This window comes from uncultured Oscillibacter sp., from assembly GCF_900546705.1.
Taxonomy (GTDB): Bacteria; Bacillota; Clostridia; order Oscillospirales; family Oscillospiraceae; genus Oscillibacter.
Genome location: NZ_URDP01000042.1, coordinates 1 through 17,420, shown reverse-complemented (window position 1 = coordinate 17,420; position 17,420 = coordinate 1). Strand labels below are relative to the sequence as shown.

16 protein-coding genes and 1 pseudogene are annotated in these 17,420 nt (G+C 61.0%); 7 read left to right on the top strand and 10 right to left on the bottom strand.

From position 1 onward, the window contains the following. The 7 genes and pseudogenes from QZS13_RS08575 to QZS13_RS08545 all read right to left on the bottom strand — a co-directional run. Positions 1-541 (bottom strand): annotated as a pseudogene (locus QZS13_RS08575) (F0F1 ATP synthase subunit beta); the annotation flags it as partial. 48 nt (positions 542-589) lie between these two features. Continuing rightward, positions 590-1,471, bottom strand: a complete 882-nt coding sequence (gene atpG, locus QZS13_RS08570) for an ATP synthase F1 subunit gamma (protein ID WP_295587937.1) — start codon at positions 1,469-1,471, stop codon at positions 590-592. Further along, complete coding sequence (atpA, locus tag QZS13_RS08565; protein ID WP_295587935.1) at positions 1,459-2,979, bottom strand: F0F1 ATP synthase subunit alpha; 1,521 nt, start codon at positions 2,977-2,979, stop codon at positions 1,459-1,461. Before atpA ends, atpG begins: the two co-directional genes overlap by 13 nt. After that, the gene (gene atpH / locus QZS13_RS08560; protein ID WP_295587933.1) at positions 2,976-3,500 is read right to left on the bottom strand and encodes an ATP synthase F1 subunit delta; all 525 of its coding nucleotides are present in this window, start codon (positions 3,498-3,500) and stop codon (positions 2,976-2,978) included. The genes atpA and atpH overlap by 4 nt, the downstream gene beginning before the upstream one ends. After that, positions 3,497-3,985 carry a F0F1 ATP synthase subunit B gene (atpF, locus tag QZS13_RS08555; RefSeq protein ID WP_295587931.1) on the bottom strand — a complete coding sequence of 163 codons (489 nt, stop codon included), beginning with the start codon at positions 3,983-3,985 and terminating at the stop codon, positions 3,497-3,499. Before atpF ends, atpH begins: the two co-directional genes overlap by 4 nt. Positions 3,986-3,998: 13 nt before the next feature. Then, complete coding sequence (gene atpE, locus QZS13_RS08550; protein WP_295587928.1) at positions 3,999-4,217, bottom strand: ATP synthase F0 subunit C; 219 nt, start codon at positions 4,215-4,217, stop codon at positions 3,999-4,001. Positions 4,218-4,257: 40 nt separating this feature from the next. After that, positions 4,258-4,953 carry a F0F1 ATP synthase subunit A gene (locus QZS13_RS08545; RefSeq protein WP_295587939.1) on the bottom strand — a complete coding sequence of 232 codons (696 nt, stop codon included), beginning with the start codon at positions 4,951-4,953 and terminating at the stop codon, positions 4,258-4,260. Between the two features lie 186 nt (positions 4,954-5,139). On the opposite strand from QZS13_RS08545, the gene QZS13_RS08540 reads away from it, so the two are divergent. The 3 genes from QZS13_RS08540 to QZS13_RS08530 all read left to right on the top strand — a co-directional run bounded on the left by QZS13_RS08540 (position 5,140) and on the right by QZS13_RS08530 (position 10,967). Beyond that, a complete protein-coding gene (locus QZS13_RS08540; protein WP_295587926.1) occupies positions 5,140-6,771 on the top strand; it encodes a sensor histidine kinase in 1,632 nt (543 codons plus the stop codon). Continuing rightward, complete coding sequence (locus tag QZS13_RS08535) at positions 6,772-7,443, top strand: response regulator (RefSeq protein ID WP_295587924.1); 672 nt, start codon at positions 6,772-6,774, stop codon at positions 7,441-7,443. Positions 7,444-7,793: 350 nt separating this feature from the next. Beyond that, positions 7,794-10,967, top strand: coding sequence for an S-layer homology domain-containing protein (locus tag QZS13_RS08530; RefSeq protein WP_295587922.1), 3,174 nt, complete (start codon positions 7,794-7,796; stop codon positions 10,965-10,967). Between the two features lie 78 nt (positions 10,968-11,045). Here QZS13_RS08530 and QZS13_RS08525 read toward each other — a convergent pair whose 3' ends face one another. From QZS13_RS08525 to QZS13_RS08515, 3 genes are all read right to left on the bottom strand, one after another. After that, positions 11,046-11,354 (bottom strand): thioredoxin family protein, encoded by a 309-nt coding sequence (locus QZS13_RS08525; RefSeq protein WP_295587920.1) that lies wholly within the window; start codon positions 11,352-11,354, stop codon positions 11,046-11,048. Positions 11,355-11,370: 16 nt separating this feature from the next. After that, entirely contained in the window at positions 11,371-11,817 is a 447-nt protein-coding gene (locus QZS13_RS08520; protein WP_295587918.1) for a hypothetical protein, read from the bottom strand. 81 nt (positions 11,818-11,898) lie between these two features. Then, positions 11,899-12,201, bottom strand: a complete 303-nt coding sequence (locus QZS13_RS08515) for a helix-turn-helix transcriptional regulator (protein ID WP_295587916.1) — start codon at positions 12,199-12,201, stop codon at positions 11,899-11,901. A 320-nt stretch (positions 12,202-12,521) separates the two neighbouring features. Between QZS13_RS08515 and QZS13_RS08510 the strand changes: the two genes are divergently transcribed. From QZS13_RS08510 to QZS13_RS08495, 4 genes are all read left to right on the top strand, one after another. Beyond that, entirely contained in the window at positions 12,522-12,959 is a 438-nt protein-coding gene (locus QZS13_RS08510; protein WP_295587914.1) for an Hsp20/alpha crystallin family protein, read from the top strand. Positions 12,960-13,200: 241 nt separating this feature from the next. Next, positions 13,201-13,644, top strand: coding sequence for a MarR family winged helix-turn-helix transcriptional regulator (locus QZS13_RS08505; protein ID WP_295587912.1), 444 nt, complete (start codon positions 13,201-13,203; stop codon positions 13,642-13,644). Beyond that, positions 13,631-15,394, top strand: coding sequence for an ABC transporter ATP-binding protein (locus QZS13_RS08500; RefSeq protein WP_295587910.1), 1,764 nt, complete (start codon positions 13,631-13,633; stop codon positions 15,392-15,394). The genes QZS13_RS08505 and QZS13_RS08500 overlap by 14 nt, the downstream gene beginning before the upstream one ends. Then, positions 15,360-17,165: an ABC transporter ATP-binding protein gene (locus tag QZS13_RS08495; RefSeq protein WP_366557950.1), complete on the top strand. Its 1,806-nt coding sequence runs from the start codon at positions 15,360-15,362 to the stop codon at positions 17,163-17,165. The genes QZS13_RS08500 and QZS13_RS08495 overlap by 35 nt, the downstream gene beginning before the upstream one ends. The last annotated feature ends 255 nt before the right edge of the window (positions 17,166-17,420 follow it).

Genomic DNA, 17,420 nt, shown 5'->3' with positions numbered 1-17,420 from the left:
CGGTGAAGATGGAGTAGCCGCCGTGCTCGGTGGCGATGTTGTGGATCAGCTCCTGAATGAGCACAGTCTTGCCCACGCCGGCGCCGCCGAACAGGCCGATCTTACCGCCCTTGGCATAGGGGGCCAGCAGGTCGATGACCTTGATGCCGGTCTCAAAGATGTCCACAACCGGGCGCTGGTTTTCAAAAGCGGGGGGCTGGCGGTGGATGGACCACTTTTCGGCTGCCTGCACCGGGCCCTTTTCGTCGATGGCATCGCCCAGGACGTTGAACATGCGCCCCAGAACGCCGTCACCCACGGGCACGGAGATGGGAGCGCCGGTGGCGGTGACCTCCATGCCCCGGCCAAGGCCCTCGCTGGGGGAGAGCATGATGCAGCGCACGGTGTCGCCGCCCACGTGCTGGGCCACTTCCATCACCTGGCGCTTGCCGCCCAGTTCCACCTCCAGGGCCTCCTGAATCTCCGGCAGCTTGCCTGCGGAGAAGGCCACATCCACCACAGGTCCCATGACCTGCACAATGGTTCCTTTGTTTTCGTTCATCTTATACTCCCCTTTCGGGTGTTCATATACTTGCATTGACATGAGGCATCACAGTGCCGCCTGGGCACCGCCTGCCACCTCGGTGATCTCCTGGGTGATGGCGGCTTGACGGGCCCGGTTGAAGGACAGGTTCAGGCTCCGCAGCATCTCCCGGGCGCTGTCGCTGGAGGACTTCATAGCGGTCATGCGGGCGTTCTGTTCGGAGCAGTAGGACTCCACCAGCGCGCCGAAGAGGTCGCCCTTGACGTAGCCGGGGGCCAGACGGTCCATGACCGCCTTCACGGAGGGCACGTAGGTCACGTCCCGGTTGTAGGCGTCCCGGTTGGCCTCATACTTGGGGAAGGCATCCGCGTCCAGAGGCAGGAGCTTCTGGACGGTGGGCTCCATCTGGAAGGAGTTCACCATCCGGGTGAAGAAGACATAGACCTCATCCAGCTGCCGGGCGGCAAACAGGTCCAGCATCAGCTCGGCAATGTCCCGGGCCCGGGCCAGGGTGGGGTCCTGGGCGGTGTAGAGAAACTCCACATCGATGGGGATGCCGTGTTCCTGGAAGTAGGCCCGGCCCACCTGGCCCACCACAAAGAGGCTGGGATTGGCCGTCCGGCTGAGATACGTCTCTGCCAGCTTGAGGATGTTGTGGTTGTAGGCACCGGCCAGGCCCTTGTCGCCGGTGACCACGATATAGCCCACCTTTCGCTGCTCCGGGGGGATCTCCGGCCGCTTGTCGAAAAAGGGATGGCGGATCTCCGGGGAGTGATGAAGAATGTCGGAAATGGTGGTGCAGATCTTGTTGAAATAGGGCTCCACATCGTTGAGCTGCTTGCGGGCCTTACGCAGATTGGAAGAGGAGATCAGATACATGGCGTTGGTGATCTTCAGCGTCTGCTCCACGCTCTTGATGTGGGTGCGGATCTCCTTTACGCCTGCCATGCGGCACACTCCCGTTTCTTGGCCTCGTCCAATGCGGCGCGGATGGTTTCCACCGCGGGGCCGCTCAGGTTTCCGGTGGACTGGATCTCCTCCGTCACGTCGGCGTGCTCCGCCTCCATCTCATCGGCAAAGTCCAGCACAAACTGACGCACCTTGTCCAGGGGCACGTCGTCCACCAGACCGTTGGTGGCCACATAGAGGATGATGGCCTGACGGCTCACGGACATGGGGTGATAGAGGGGCTGCTTCAAAAGTTCCAGCAGCCGGCGGCCGTGGTCCAGGGTCTGCTGGGTGGCGGGGTCCAGGTCGGAGGCGAACTGGGTGAACACCTCCAGCTCCCGGAACCGGGCCAGATCAATCCGCAGCGTGCCGGCGGTCTTTTTGATGGCCCGGGTCTGGGCCGCGCCGCCCACACGGGACACGGACAAGCCCACGTTGACGGCGGGACGCTGGCCGGAGAAGAACAGGTTGGTCTCCAGATAGATCTGGCCGTCGGTGATGGAGATGACGTTGGTGGGGATGTAGGCCGACACATCGCCGGCCTGGGTTTCGATGATGGGCAGGGCGGTCATGGAGCCGCCGCCGTATTCCTTGGTCAGGCGGCACGCCCGCTCCAGCAGGCGGGAGTGCAGGTAGAACACGTCGCCGGGGTAGGCCTCCCGGCCGGGGGACCGTCCCAGCAGCAGCGACAGGGTACGGTAGGCCACTGCGTGCTTGCTCAAATCGTCGTAGACGATGAGCACGTCCTTGCCCTTGCTCATGAAGTACTCGCCCATGGCTGCGCCGGAGTAGGGGGCGATGTACTGCAAGGGCGCGGATTCGCTGGCGGTGGAGGAGACGATGATGGAGTAGTCCATGGCCCCGTGCTTTTTCAGGATATCCTGAATACGGGCCACGGTGGAGGCCTTCTGCCCGATGGCCACGTAGATGCAGATCACATCCTGTCCCTTCTGGTTGAGGATGGTATCCACCGCAATGGAGGTCTTGCCGGTCTGGCGGTCGCCGATAATCAGCTCCCGCTGTCCCCGGCCGATGGGCACCATGGCGTCGATGGCCAGAATGCCGGTCTGGAGGGGAACCGTCACCGGCTCCCGGGTGACCACGCCGCTGGCCTCATGCTCAATGGGACGGGTCTCGGTGGTCTGGATGGGACCCAGACCGTCAATGGGACGGCCCAGCACATCCACCACCCGGCCGATGAGGCCGTCGCCTACAGGCACGTCGGCGGCGTGCCCGGTGCGGCGCACCACCGTGCCCTCCTTCACGCCGGCCTCACTGCCCAGCAGCACTACGCCCACACTGTCCCGGGCCAGGTTCATCACCATGCCCTTGACGCCGGTGTCCAGTTCTACCAGCTCGCCGTATACCGCCTTGTCCAGACCGTAGACGGTGGCAATGCCGTCGCCTGCTTTGAGGACCGTGCCGGTCTCGTCCCGGCGGACCCGGGTGTCATAATCCGCAATCTCCTCCCGCAGGATGGAGACAATTTCTTCCGGTTTGGTATTCATGCCATTCGCCTCTCTTCCAACTGCCGTTCCAGGCCCTTGAGCGCCCCGCGGACGCTCTTGTCATAGGTGACGCCCTCGATGGACAGAATGAAGCCGCCCAGCAGCGAGGGGTCTTTGCGGATGTCAAAACGGACATCCTGTTTCCCGTGCAGTCTGCACAGGGCAAGGCGGAGCCGCTCAAGCTCCGCCTCGCCGGGGACGCGGACGCAGGTGAGCACGCACCGGGCACAGCCCCGGGCGGCCATCGCCGCGTCGTCAAACGCGTCCAAAATATCGGACAGCAGCGCCATGCGCCCTTTTTGGGCCAGCAGGCGGTAAAACCGCAGCAGCGGCCCGCGGCCTTCCAGCATGGGCAGCCGGTCCAGTACGCGGCACTTTTCCTCCGGCTGTACCGCCGGGGAGATCAGGGCCTCCCATAAAGCCGGGTCCCCCATCAGTGCCCCGGCGGTCTTTCGCAGGGCGTCCTCGTCCGGAGATACCCCGTAGAGGGCCTGGGCGTAGCGCCGGGCCAGCTCGCTCATGAGGGTTCACCTACTTCCGTCAAAAATGCGTCCACCAGCGCCCGGTCGTCGGCACCGTCCATGGACTTCTGGGCCACCTTGGAGGCGGCCAGCAGCGCCAGGGAGGCCACCTCACTGCGGGCACTGCGGAGCATGGCTTCCCGCTCTTCGGAGATCTGGGCCTCCGCTTCGGCGCGGAGCTTCTTGGTGTCGGTTTCGATGTCGGCCATCCTGGCCTCATAGGCCCGCTGGGCCCGGTTCTGGGCGTCGGCTACGATCTTGGCCGCCTCATGCCGGGCGTCGGTCAGCTTGTCCTCGTACTGGGCTTTCAGGTCCTGGGCCTGCCGGTTGCTGGCCTCGGCGGAGGCAAGCTCGTTTTTTACCAGAGCGGCCCGCTGCTCCAGCACGGCGTTGACCCGGCCGAAGAGCAGCCGGCGCAAAATGAAATAGAGCACCAGCAGGTTGATGATGGTAAAGACGATGGTGGAGGGCTCAAATTCCAGCACTGGAGCCGCCCCCTTAACCCATGAAGATAATCAGCAGGGCAGTGATGAAGCCGAAGATGGCGGTGCCTTCTGCCAGGGCGCAGCCCAGCAGCAGGGCGCTGTTGATTTTGCCGGCGGCCTCCGGCTGACGGGCAATGGCCTCGCTGGCCTTGCCGGTGGCAAAGCCGATGCCGATTCCGGCGCCGATGCCGGTGAAGACGGCCACAGCCGCAGCGATGATACCGATAGACATAGTAATTTCCTCCTCAGATTTCTTTGCGTTGAATTTTTCGTTACGCCTCGTCTTTGATGCCCTCACCGGTAAACAGTGTGGTGAGGAACACAAAGACCACGGTCTGGATCAGGCCGTCGAACAGGTCAAAGTAGATGCTGAATACGGCGGGCAGAATCACCGGCGCCACGAACTTGAGCATCTCCATAATGATGTAGGCTCCCAGGATGTTGCCGAACAGACGCATGCACAGGGCCAGGGGGCGAATGAGAACCTCCATCAGATTGATGGGCAGCAGCAGCGGCATGGGCTCGGCAAATTTCTTCAGTCCGCCCAGCGGTCCGTTGTAGCGGAACTGGGACCCGTAGATCAGCAGCATGCTCATCACTGCCAGGGCGGCGGTGACGCTGATGTCCTTGGTGGGGGGCGTCAGGCCGAAGATGCCGATCAGATTGGAAATGCCGATGTACAGGGCCACTGTGCCCAGCCAGGGGACGAAGGGGCGCCAGTGGGGGCCGATGTTGGTTTTGACAAAGCCGCTTAAAAACTGCACTGCCCACTCCAGCGCCGATTGCACCTTGCCGGGACTGCGTACGCTGAGCTTTCGGGTCAGCAGCCAGGAGCATACCACCAGCAGCGCCATGATGATCCAGGTGACCACCACGGAGTCGGCCACCGGAATGCCGCCCAGCACCGGGATGGTAAAAGCGGTTTTGTTTCCCAGCTCACCCACCAGCGATTCCTTGAATTCTTCCAGCAAACACACATCACCTCGTTTTCGCGAGGGGTATTCTACGACCGCCCCGGGGGTTTGGGAAGCCTTTCGAAAGTAAAAAAACTATTGAAAACGAACGGTGCAAAAGCCACCGGGTTCCCAATGCGCTTGTGGAGGAGGCGGCGGCGCGTTATACTAATGGGAAGATTACAGGAAGGGGGCTCATCTATGCCCGTCCAACATAAACGCTCCATCCGCGCCCAGCTGCTGCGATTGAGCCTGCTGATTGTGGCCATCTCCTCGGCGTTGTCCCTGGTGGGAACCCTTTACGTGGCACTCAGCGGCGAGCAGAAGGCTCTGGACAACAACCTGATCAACTCCGCGTCCATTCTCTCCCAGTCTCCCCTGGTGCGGGAGGCTCTGGAGGGAGAGAGCTCCCGGGCGGAACTGGCGGCGTATCTGGATGCCGCCACGGCCAGTACTGCAGACATCGATCTGGTTTTGGTGGGGGATCTGGAAAATACCCTTCTCTATGTGCCGGACGCCTCCCTGACGGGAAGCACCTACACCGGGGACGCCCAGAACCGGGCACTGGCCGGTGAGGGACCCTATACCTCCGACGAGACCGGGCCCATGGGCTCCGAGCACTCGGCCTACGCCCCTATCCGGAACGACGGCGGGGAGGTCATCGGCTATGTGATCGTGGGGCGCTACCTGCGCAGCATGGCCCATGTGACGCTGGCCACGGTGCTCCAGGTGCTGCTGATCGGCCTGCTGGCGGCGGTGGCGGCGGCGCTGCTGTCCCAGCGGCTGTCCCGACGCATCAAAAATGCCCTGCTGGGCTATGAGCCGGAGGCGTTTGCCCGCCGGTTTCACCAGCGGGAGGACATTCTGGACGCCCTGGAGGAGGGGGTCCTGGCCATCGACAAGGACGGGAAGATCATCTTCTTCAACACCGCCGCCGCCCGGCTGCTGTCCCTGACGCCCGATGCCGTGGGCAAGCCCCTCAGCGCCGTCTATCCTGCCTCTACCCTGGGGCGTATTCTGTACACCGGAAAGCCGGAGTACAACGTGAGCATGAAGTCCCTGCCTGATGTGCGGGTGCTGTCGGACCGGCTGCCCATCTACGAGGACGGGAAGGTGGCCGGGGCGGTGGGAATCTTCCGCAACCGCACGGAGGTGACCCAGCTGGCGGACGACCTGACCGGCGTGCGGCACATGGTGGACGCCATGCGGGCGTACACCCACGAGTTCATGAACAAGCTCCATGTGATTCTGGGGCTGCTGCAGATCGGGCAGCCGGAGCGGGCTCAGCAGTACATCATGGATACCACCCGCATCCAGCGGGAGGCGGTCAGCCGCATCATGCACCAGATTCAGGAGCCGTCGGTGGCCGCTCTGCTGGTGGGCAAGACCAGCAGGGCCAACGAGCTGGGTATCCGCCTGGCTCTGGACCGTGAGAGCAGCCTGAGCGCCGAGAGCCCGTGGCTTCCTCCGGAGGCCTGCGTCACCGTGCTGGGAAACCTGATTGAAAACGCCATTGAGAGTCTGAACCAGTCCCGCCGTGAGGTGAAAGAAGTATCGGTCAGCATCCGGGAGGAGGAGAACGGCCTGCTGATGTGCGTGGAGGACACCGGCCCGGGCATCCCCGACGCCCTGCGGCGCACGCTGTTCCAGCGGGGGAGTACCACCAAGGGGCGGGGCCGGGGAACCGGCCTGTCCCTGGTGCAGGAGGTGGTGGACGCCTACCAGGGGGAGATCCGGGTGGAGTCGGAGCTGGGCGTAGGCACGTCCTTTTTTGTCAGCTTCCGGCGGGCGCCTGCGCCGGAGACCGCCCCGGAACACAAGGAGGAGGATTAAATGTATCGCGTGGTCATTGTAGAGGACGACCCCATGGTCTCCCTGCTCAACCGCACCTACGTAGAGCGGGATTCCCGCTTCCGGGTGGTGCAGACCTTCCAGGACGGCCAGACGGCATTGAACTGGCTGGAACAAAATCCCGTGGATCTGGTGGTGCTGGATGTGTATATGCCCCTGCTGACCGGGGAGGAGCTGCTGCGGGCGCTCCGCAGTCGGCGCATTGACGTGGATGCCATTATGGTCACGGCAGCCAACGACCGCCTCACCGTGGACGACCTGCTGAAAATGGGCGTGGTGGATTATCTCATGAAACCATTCACCGTGGAGCGGTTCCAGCAGGCACTGGACACCTTCTGCCGCCACCGGGAGGCGCTGACGGGGGAGTCGGTGGGACAAAGCGCCCTGGACAAGCTCTTTTCCCATGCGGGCTCTGGAGAATGCCAGCCGCCCAAGGGCCTCCAGGAGAGCACGCTGGAGAAGGTGCGGGCCTGCCTGCGCGCCGCGCCGGCCCAGGGAATGCCCAGCGAGGCCATTTCCCGGCAGACTGGTCTGTCGGTGGTGACGGTAAGACGTTATGTCAACTATCTGGTGGAGCGGGGGGAGGTCAGCTCCACCGTCAACTACGATACCGGCGGCCGACCCTGCCGCCTTTATCGGGCACCGGCGCCCTGAAGGGCCTGCCGGTTTTCCAGCGGACCGGACGGAGCGCAAAAAAGAGACACCCTCCGGGTGCCTCTTTTTTGCGCTTTCCCCTGCTTTGCCGGCACACGGGGACATGCAGACGGAAACCGCTTAAAAGTAAACGTTTGCGTCGATGACTTTTTTAGTCGAAAATAAGAAAACTGCTGCTTCATACAAAATTACAATTTGCGGTTGTGGATATCTTACAAAAATAGATATTATAGACAAAAGTGCGGTTGATATTTGCGGCGAATTGGTATATATTAGTATTGACAGTTACGCAAGCGTTTTCGTAACGCGGTCCCTGTCAAGACAACTCGGGTTTGGAAAGGAGTATTCTTATGAGTGGAAGATCCTCACGCAAAATTCGAAAACAGCTACTATGTCTGCTCTTGTCTTTGGCAATGCTGTCCACTTTGCTGGTGATCCCGGCGGCGGCAAAGGGACCGGAGGACGCCGTGGCGCCTGTTTACAACGCCGCCCAGGACGTCTATGAGATCAGCACCCCGGCCCAGCTGATGTATCTGTCCAGCACCTGGAAAGAGGGCGCGCCCCGGGACGGCAACTATGTCCTGACGGCCGATATCGATATGGCCGGCTGGGAGGGCTTCAAGCCCATTGCCTCCGAGAAGGAGGAGGGGTATCTGGGCACTTTTGACGGACGGTTCCATGCCATCCGCAACCTGACCATCGACTACCCCAAGAAGTATGTGGGCCTGTTCGGCTACGTGGGCAACGAAAATGACCAGGCCTACGTGAAGAACGTGGCCATGATCGACTGCGAGATCCGCGGCCAGCAGAACGTGGGCGGCATCGCCGGCGTTACCTACGGCACCATCACCGGCTGCGTGGTCACGGGCCATGTGTGGGTGGATGACCTGTCCAACTCCCACACCAGCGGCGGTATCGCCGGAAAGGTGAAGGAGGGCGAGGGCCCCATCATCGGCCATGTGGAAAACTGCTATGTCAACGCCAAGCTGGAGGCACCCTATGATGTGGGCGGTATCGCCGGCATCCAGGACGGCGGCGGCTACGTGGGCAACAGCTTCGCGGCGGGCTCCGTGAACGCCTACGGTGAAAACGGCTCTGCCGGCGGCATCGCCGGTTCCTTCAACGCCGGCGATCACATTGTCGGCTGCGTCAGTGCCCAGACTTCCATCTCCGGCACCAAGAACGTGGACAAGATCGTCGGCCAGCTGGACGACGAGGCGGCCACCAACATCTCCGGCAACATCGCCTGGGAGGGCACGCTCCTGGCAGGCAACGAGCCGGCCTTCCAGCCCATCCAGTGGGAAGACGTCTCCGCGGACGCGCTGCATACCAAGCAGACCTATGTGGATCTGGGCTGGGACTTTGACACGGTCTGGGCCTGGAGCGACTCTTTGAAGCAGCCCATCCTGAAGGGCTATGACCCTGCCATCTTTGAGGCAGTGGACTTCTCCATTGACGGCCCCCGGGTCATCTCCCGCGCCGTGAACGATGTGGATCAGAACGCCAAGGCCACCGTCACCGCCCGCGTGGTGGGCGTGGACAAGGTGGACAGCGCCGTGCTGCACTATGGCTATGACGGCGTGGATGCCCAGAAGGACATGACCATTTCCGGCACCACCTGCACGGTGGATCTGCCCAGCGACAAGGCCGGTGACCTCTACTACTATCTGGAGATCCAGGCCGGCGGCAAGACCGTCACCAAGCCCTACGACAAGTCTGCCCCCATCCAGGTGTTTGTGGATGACGGCAGCATCCTGGGCGACCCCAGCCAGATCACCATGACCCCCGATACCACCCAGGGCAATCTGCGCTTTAGCTGGATCACCGTGCCTGAGGTGAAGGAGTCTGTGGTGCAGTACAAGAAACAGGGCGAGAGCAGCTGGAAGACCGCCCGCGGCACCAGCTACGTGGACGCCGTGACCCCCGGCTGGAAGGAACTGGCCACCCATCAGGTGGTGCTCAAGGATCTGGAGCCGGACGCCATGTATGTCTATCGCGTGGGCGACGGCAAGAGCTTCATGAGCGAGGAGCACACCTTCAAGGCGCCCACCTCTCCCGACGCGGATTCCTTCTCCTTCATCTTTGTCTCCGACCCCCAGTCCGTGTCCACGGGCGACTATGAGTCCTTCAAAAAGAGCATGGACTATGCCACCACGCTGGTGACCCCGGAGTTCATCATGAGCGGCGGCGACACCACCCAGGACGGCTATAAGGCCACCGAGTGGGAGGCCTGCTTCGAGGTCATGGGCGACTACTTTGCCTCCATCCCCACCATCACGGTACCCGGCAACCATGAGATGAAGGGCGACTGGGGCTTTATCTCCTTCGCCCAGCGGTTCAACATGCCCGGCGGTGACAGCGGCACGGAGTTTGACAACACCGTCGGCTGCATCGAGTACGGCGACGCCTGCATCGTGGTCATCAACACCGAGGTCACCCCGCCGGAGGAGAAGGCCGACATCATCGCAAAGCAGCTCCAGTGGGCCAAGGAGTGCTATGAGAAGTCCGACAAGAAGTGGCGCATCATGCTCACCCATGCGGGCCCCTACACCTCCAATCACCCCGCCTCCGAAGTGATCGACTACTTTATCAACGACTCCGAGTGGTCTGTGGACGCCCTGGGCGTGGATCTGTTCCTCAACGGCCATGACCACATCTATATCCGCGCCACCGCGCTGGGTGACATCAAGGCCAATACCGGCGACGGCACCACCTATGTCACCGGCGGTACCGTGGGCAACAAGTACTATGAGTACCTGCCCGACCGCAGCGACTATGCCACCGACTGCTATGTGGACGACGAGGACCAGCAGGTCTTCTCCATCATCACCGTCTCTGAAGACGCTATCACCGGCAAGGCCTACCAGTGCCAGGACAGCGACACCGACGAGAAGGAAGAGATGGATGCGTGGAACAACTGGAAGGTTGTGGATACCTATGAGATCCGCAACACCGTCCGGGACGGCAAGAAGGTCACGGACTATACCGACGTGAAGAGCACCGACTGGTTCTATGACGCGGCGGCCTTTGTCACGGAAAACAAGCTGGTTGCCGGTGAGCAGCCCTATGTCTTCGGCGGCAACGAGATCATTACCCGCGCCGAGGCGGCCCAGGCCCTCTACAACCTGGCCGGCCGGCCCGACTGCCAGCTGACCACTGCGTTCACCGATGTGACTGAGCGCAGCCAGCAGCGCGACGCCATCTCCTGGGTCTATCAGCAGGGCATCATGCTGGGCACCAGCAGCGGCGTGTTCTCCCCCGACCGTCCGCTGACCCGGGGCATGTTTGCCACCATCCTGGCCCGCTATGCCAAGCTCCAGGGTATGGATATGTCCACCATGGTGGATCTCGGCACCTTCAAGGATGCAGCCAGCATTCCCGGCGCCTACGCCGACGGCGTGCGCTGGTGCGCGGCCAACAAGATCGTGGAGGGCCGGTCCGACGGCACGTTTGCCTCTCAGGCCAGCCTGACCCGGGCCCATATGTCCACCATGCTCATGCGCTTTGTGCAGCTGGGCAAGTGACCGGGCTGAGAGAAAGCAGCTATCGGTAATATATAAGGTACGGGGCCGGCAGTCTGCCGGCCCCGTACCTTTCGCTTTTCAGGAGAGCTTCCGGGCCTCCTGAATCAGCTGTTTGGCCTCCTCTTTGCTGAGGACTCTCCCGCAGGAGACGACTTTCCCGTCCACCACCAGCGCTGGAGTGGACATGACGCCCATGGCCGCGATCCGGGCAAAGTCCGTCACATGGCCCACGATGCTCTCCTGTCCCAGTTCTTCCAGGGCTGCCCGAACGGAAGATTCCAGCGCGTTGCAGTTGGCGCAGCCGGAGCCCAGTACCAGCACCGCCGCGTCCTGCGCCGTATCCTTGCCGGACGGCCCCTGTTTCCCAAAGTGATTGAAAATACCCATAGTGATTCCTCCTTGGTCACATAAAATAAGGCTGCAAAAAGTTGAAGAGATATCCCACGAGAATGATGCCTGCGGTGCACACTGCAATAAATACCCCCAGCAGTCGGGGCTTGACGGCCCGCCGCAGCAGGATCAGAGACGGCAGGGACAAAGTGGTCACCCCCATCATGAACGAGAGCACCGTGCCCAAAAGAGCGGAAACCATGTTGGCACCCAGTCCCCTGAATCGCCCCAGAATCCGGCGGCTGCGTTCCGGCGGGAAATAGCGTTGAATGTAGGACACCAAAAAAATCAGTACGCACAGCAGCAGTGTGATCTTGATGGTGTCATAGAGAAAAAACTGAACGCTGCCGCCCAGCCGGCCATCCAGGTCCACACCCGCGGCAGAGAGTCCTGCACCGATGGCGCGGTTGAGCCACTGCATACCCAGCAGTTCGTTTTGCAGAAAATTCCAGAGTTTCATAGTGCCTCCCGTAACATATCAAAAAATTTTGATGTAATGTGCCGGGGAAAACGCCACCCCGCGGGGTGGCGCTTTTCAGGGTTACGAATTGACTTCATCCGGATGGTCGGGGGTCAGCAGGACTTTCAGCAGGTGCATCGCCCGCTCCCGCCCGGCGGGGCTGAGACGGTAGAGGGTCCACTTGCCCTCCTGACGGCTTACGACAATGCCGGATTCACACAGGATCTTCATGTGGTAGGAAAGGCCGGACTGGGTCAGATCCAGCGGCTCCTGCAGCACACAGGCGCACTTCTCCCCGCTGCGCAGCTGTTCCAGTATGGCAAGGCGCTTTGGGTCGCACAGAGCTTTGAAGACTTTGGCATTTTCCTGATGGGCTGATTCCATGGCAGATCCTCAAATCAAAAATCATTGATGTGAAGGGCATAGTACCAGGGACGCAGCCTGTCAAGGGGAAAAATACGACGCCGCAGAAGGTCCAACAGCGGGCGGTGGGCCTCCCAATCGGCAGGAAACCAGGGGAGGAAAACGAATACCTTGGAAAAATCGTATATTTTGTGAACAAACTTTGCATCTTTTGTGAACATTAGCACTCGGCGCTTGACAGTGCTAATTTGCGGTGCTATAACATAGTTGTTCCAAGAGAGGAGCCCAAAGGGTTCCTTCCGCAGGGCACAAGATAAGTGCAAAGAATGGAGGAATGACTTATGTTGCCCAGCATTTTTGGTGAGAACCTGTTTGATGAATTCTTCAATGATAATTTCTTCCCCATGTGGAATGAACACAATCCCATTTACGGCAAGCACGCCAAGAACCTGATGAAGACCGACGTGCGGGAGACCGAGGACACCTATGAGATGGACATCGACCTGCCCGGCTTCAAGAAGGATGAGATCCATGTGGATCTGAAGGATGGCTACCTGACCATCAGCGCCGCCAAGGGATTGGATAAGGACGAGCAGGACAAGAAGGGCAAGTACATCCGTCAGGAGCGGTACGCCGGTTCCTGCAGCCGCAGCTTCTATGTGGGTGATCTGGAGCCCGAGGACATCGCCGCCAAGTACGAGGATGGTATCCTGAAGCTGTCCATGCCCAAGCAGGCCAAGAAGGAGCTTCCCAAGAGTTCTACCATTGCCATCGGCTGATCGAAAAGAGCGCTTCCGCAGCTGCGGAGGCGCTCTTTTTCGACGGCGGCCCCGTTCCATAAGCCGCCCGGTATCCAAATGCCGGGCGGCTTTTTTGTGTCCAAAAGTGCCGGGACGCTGGAAAAACTTTTTGGGCGGAAGCGTGAGGACGGGCATTTTTTCAGGACAGATGCTTGACAAGCAAAAGAGGATTCATATAATTGATATATCAATCGTTGATATATCAATTGGAGGCGAAACCATGGAACGGACCTTTCACCTGCTGCTCTACCGGGCGTTCCACGCTCAGCACAACGCCCTGCGGCCGCATCTGACCCGGCTGGGCCTGGGGTCCGGGCAGCCGAAGATTCTGGGCTACCTGAGCCGCAACGGCGCCAGCAGCCAGCGGCAGCTGGCGGACTACTACGATGTGGACCCGGCGGCGGTGTGCCGCATGCTGGACAGCCTGCAAAAAGGCGGCTTTGTCACCCGGCGGCCCGACAGTGCGGACAAGCGGCGGGACCTGATCGAGCTGACGCCTGCGGGCCGGAGTGCCTATGCTCAGTGGCAAAGCTGCTGCCATGACATGGAGGAGCGGATGCTCCGGGACTTCACGCCCCGGGAGCGGGCCTGCTTTTCCGACTATCTGACCCGGGCCTATCAGAATTTGAAAGCGGAAGGAGGCAATGGCAGTGAAGGACTTTAAGCGGCTGCTTTCCTATCTGGGACCCTACCGGCGGGATCTGCTGACCGGGGCACTGCTGGTGGTGGTCGAGACGTTTTTTGAGTTGGTGATCCCGGCGCTGATGGCGGATCTGATCGACGTGGGCGTGGAGGGAAACGACCTGCACTACATCGTCCGCAAGGGAATCCAGATGGGGATCTGCGCAGTGCTGGCGCTGGTGACAGGCCTGCTGTACGCCCGGTTTGCCGCCCGCAGCGCCTATGGCTGGGGCGCCAATATCCGGCAGGCCCAATACCGGCAGGTGCAGCGCTACGCCTTTTCCAACCTGGACCGGTTTGAGACGTCCTCCCTAGTGACCCGTATGACCACGGATGTGACGGTGCTCCAGAACGCCGTCAACGGGGGGCTGCGGCCTTTGGTCCGCAGCCCGGTGATGCTGGTGATGGGCCTGGGCCTGTCCTTCTGGATGAATGCGAAGCTGGCGCTGGTGTTTGTGATGTGCGCGCCCATTCTGGGACTGACACTGTATTTTGTAGTCCGCCGTGTGGCGCCCATGTACGGGCGGCTGCAGGCGGCGGTGGACCAGCTGAACAACGTGGTGCAGGAGTGGCTGACGGGCATCCGGGCGGTGAAGGCCTTTGTCCGGGGGACCTATGAAGAGGAAAAGTTCCGGGGCGTGAACACGGAGCTGATGGAGACCAGCCAGCGGACATTTCACTTTGCCGTGCTGAACCTGCCTGCCTTCCAGTTTACCATGTACGCTGCTACTGTGCTGATTTTGTGGTTCGGAGGCCTCATGATTCTGGACGGACAGCTCCAGGTGGGCGAGCTGACGGGCTTTCTCAGCTATGTGCTGCAGGTCATGAACTCCTTTATGATGATCTCCAACGTGTTCTTGCTGCTCACCCGCTCCCTGGCCAGCGCCCACCGCATTGCCCAGGTGCTGGACGAGGACGCGGCCCTCACCTCTCCGAAAAATGCCGTTACCCAGGTACCGGACGGCAGCATCGACTTTGAAAATGTCTCCTTCAAATACCGGGCCGACGCAAGGGAGTATGCCCTGTCCGACGTAAACCTGCACATCCGTGCCGGCCAGACTGTGGGCATTCTGGGCGGCACCGGCTCGTCCAAGTCCACGCTGGTGCAGCTGATTCCCCGGCTCTACGATGTGACACAGGGCGCGGTGAAAATCGGCGGCCACGATGTGCGGGAATACAATCTGACCGCCCTGCGGGACGCCGTGGGTATCGTGCTGCAAAAAAACGTGCTCTTCTCGGGGACTGTACGGGATAATCTCCGCTGGGGTGATCCCACCGCCGATGACGATACCCTCTGGGCGGCCTGCCGTGCCGCCTGTGCCGACGAATTCCTGGAGCGGATGCCCGGCGGCCTGGACGCGGATCTGGGCCAGGGGGGTGTCAACGTCTCCGGCGGGCAGAAGCAGCGGCTGTGCATTGCCCGGGCGCTGCTGAAACGGCCCAAGGTGCTGATTTTCGACGATTCCACCAGCGCGGTGGATACCGCTACCGAGGGGAAAATCCGGGGTGCCCTGGCCAAGCTGCAGGGGGTCACGAAAATCATCATTGCCCAGCGGATCACCTCCGTCATGGATGCCGATTTGATTGTGATTCTGGAGGATGGACGGATTCACGCCACCGGCACCCACCGCTCTTTGCTGGCGGAGGACCCCATTTATCAGGAGATCTATGCCTCTCAAATGAAAGGAGATGAGGACTGTGCCGGCTCGTCCGATCAGCGGCAAAAAGCCTAAGAATCTGGCCTACACGCTGCGTACGCTGCTGTCCTACCTGGGACGGCACAAATACCTTTTGATGCTGGTGGCGGTGCTGGTCACCGTCAGCGCCCTGGCCAACCTGCTGGGCACCTATATGATCCGCCCGGTGGTCAACGGACTGGCAGGCGGCGGAAAGGCGGCGCTTCTGCGGGGCGTTGCGCTGACGGCGGCCATCTATCTGGTGGGCGCGCTGGCTTCCCTGGGATATACCCAGACCATGGTGAAGGCCGCCCAGAAGGTGCTCTTTGACATCCGCCGGGATCTGTTTGCTCACCTGCAGACGCTTCCGCTCCGCTTTTTCGACACCCGGCGCCACGGGGATGTGATGAGCTATTTCACCAACGATGTGGACACCATCTCCGATGCCCTCAACAACAGCTTCGCCATGGTGATCCAGAGCTTCATCCAGGTGGTGGGCACGCTGACCATGCTCTTCATCCTCAACTGGAGACTGACGCTGGTGGTAGCCGTGTGCTATGTGGTCATGTTTGCCTATATCCGGTACAGCGGAAAGCGCAGTAAGGCGTACTACCAAAAGCAGCAATCCCACCTGGGGGATCTGGACGGCTATGTGGAGGAGATGGTGGCCGGACAGAAGGTGGTGAAGGTGTTCAACCACGAACAGGAGAACCTGCGCCGCTTCCAGACAAAAAACGAATCGCTTCGTCAGGCGGGAACCGGTGCCCAGGCGTACGCGGCCACCATGGTTCCGGCGGTGGTAAGCATTTCCTATATCAACTACGCCATCGTGGCCGCGCTGGGCGGCTACATGGCTATGCGGGGGCTGACGGACGTGGGGAGCCTGGCCAGCTACCTGGTATTTGTACGGCAGGCGGCCATGCCCATCAACCAGTTCACCCAGCAGAGCAATTTCCTGCTGGCGGCCCTGGCGGGCGCCGAGCGGGTCTTTGAGGCTATGGATCAGTCTCCGGAGGTGGACGAGGGACAGGTCCGGCTGGTCCGGGAGCAGGAGGGCTGGGCCTGGCAGAAGCCGGATGGCACCCGGGTTCCCCTGCGGGGGGATGTGCGGTTTGACCATGTGACCTTCGGCTATGACGACGGTCACCCCATTTTGCAGGATATCAGCCTCTTTGCAAAGCCTGGACAGAAGATCGCGTTTGTGGGTCCCACCGGCGCCGGAAAGACTACCATCACCAACCTCATCAACCGCTTCTACGACGTGCAGGCGGGGACGGTTACCTACGACGGCATCGACGTCAGGGAAATCCGGAAGGATGACCTGCGCCGTTCGCTGGGCATGGTGCTGCAAGATACCCATCTGTTTGCCGGGACCATTGCCGACAACATCCGCTTTGGCAAGTTGGACGCCACCATGGATGAGGTACGCCACGCGGCACAGATCGCCAATGCGGACTCGTTTATCCGCCGCCTGCCGGACGGGTATGATACCATGGTCACCGCCGACGGCGCCAATCTCTCCCAGGGGCAGCGTCAGCTGCTGGCTATTGCCCGGGCGGCGGTGGCCGACCCACCGGTGCTGATTCTGGATGAGGCAACCTCTTCCATCGATACCCGCACGGAGGCACTGATTGAAAAGGGCATGGACCAGCTGATGGAGGGGCGGACGGTGTTTGTCATTGCCCACCGCCTGTCCACTGTCCGCAATGCCAAGGCCATTATGGTGCTCGAACACGGGCAGATCGTGGAGCGGGGCAGCCATGAGGATCTGCTGGAGCAGCGGGGAGAATACTACCAGCTCTACCACGGAATGTTTGAACTCTCCTGAACTAAAAAAAGACTGCCTGACCGATGAGATCAGGCAGTCTTTTTTTAGTTGGGGGAAATCGTTGCCACGAAGGACCTTAACCCTTCAAAAACCCAGTCATATCAGGATTTTCCGGGCCTCTGAAATCATTCCCACTCGCTCCTGCCAGAAGTTTTCTAAACAGATTTGCTTATGGAATTTAGCTCAGGGTATTGGCATTATTTTCATTATTCAGATAGTAGGGGCTATCTGATTTTTTGTTGCCATGGTGTTGCC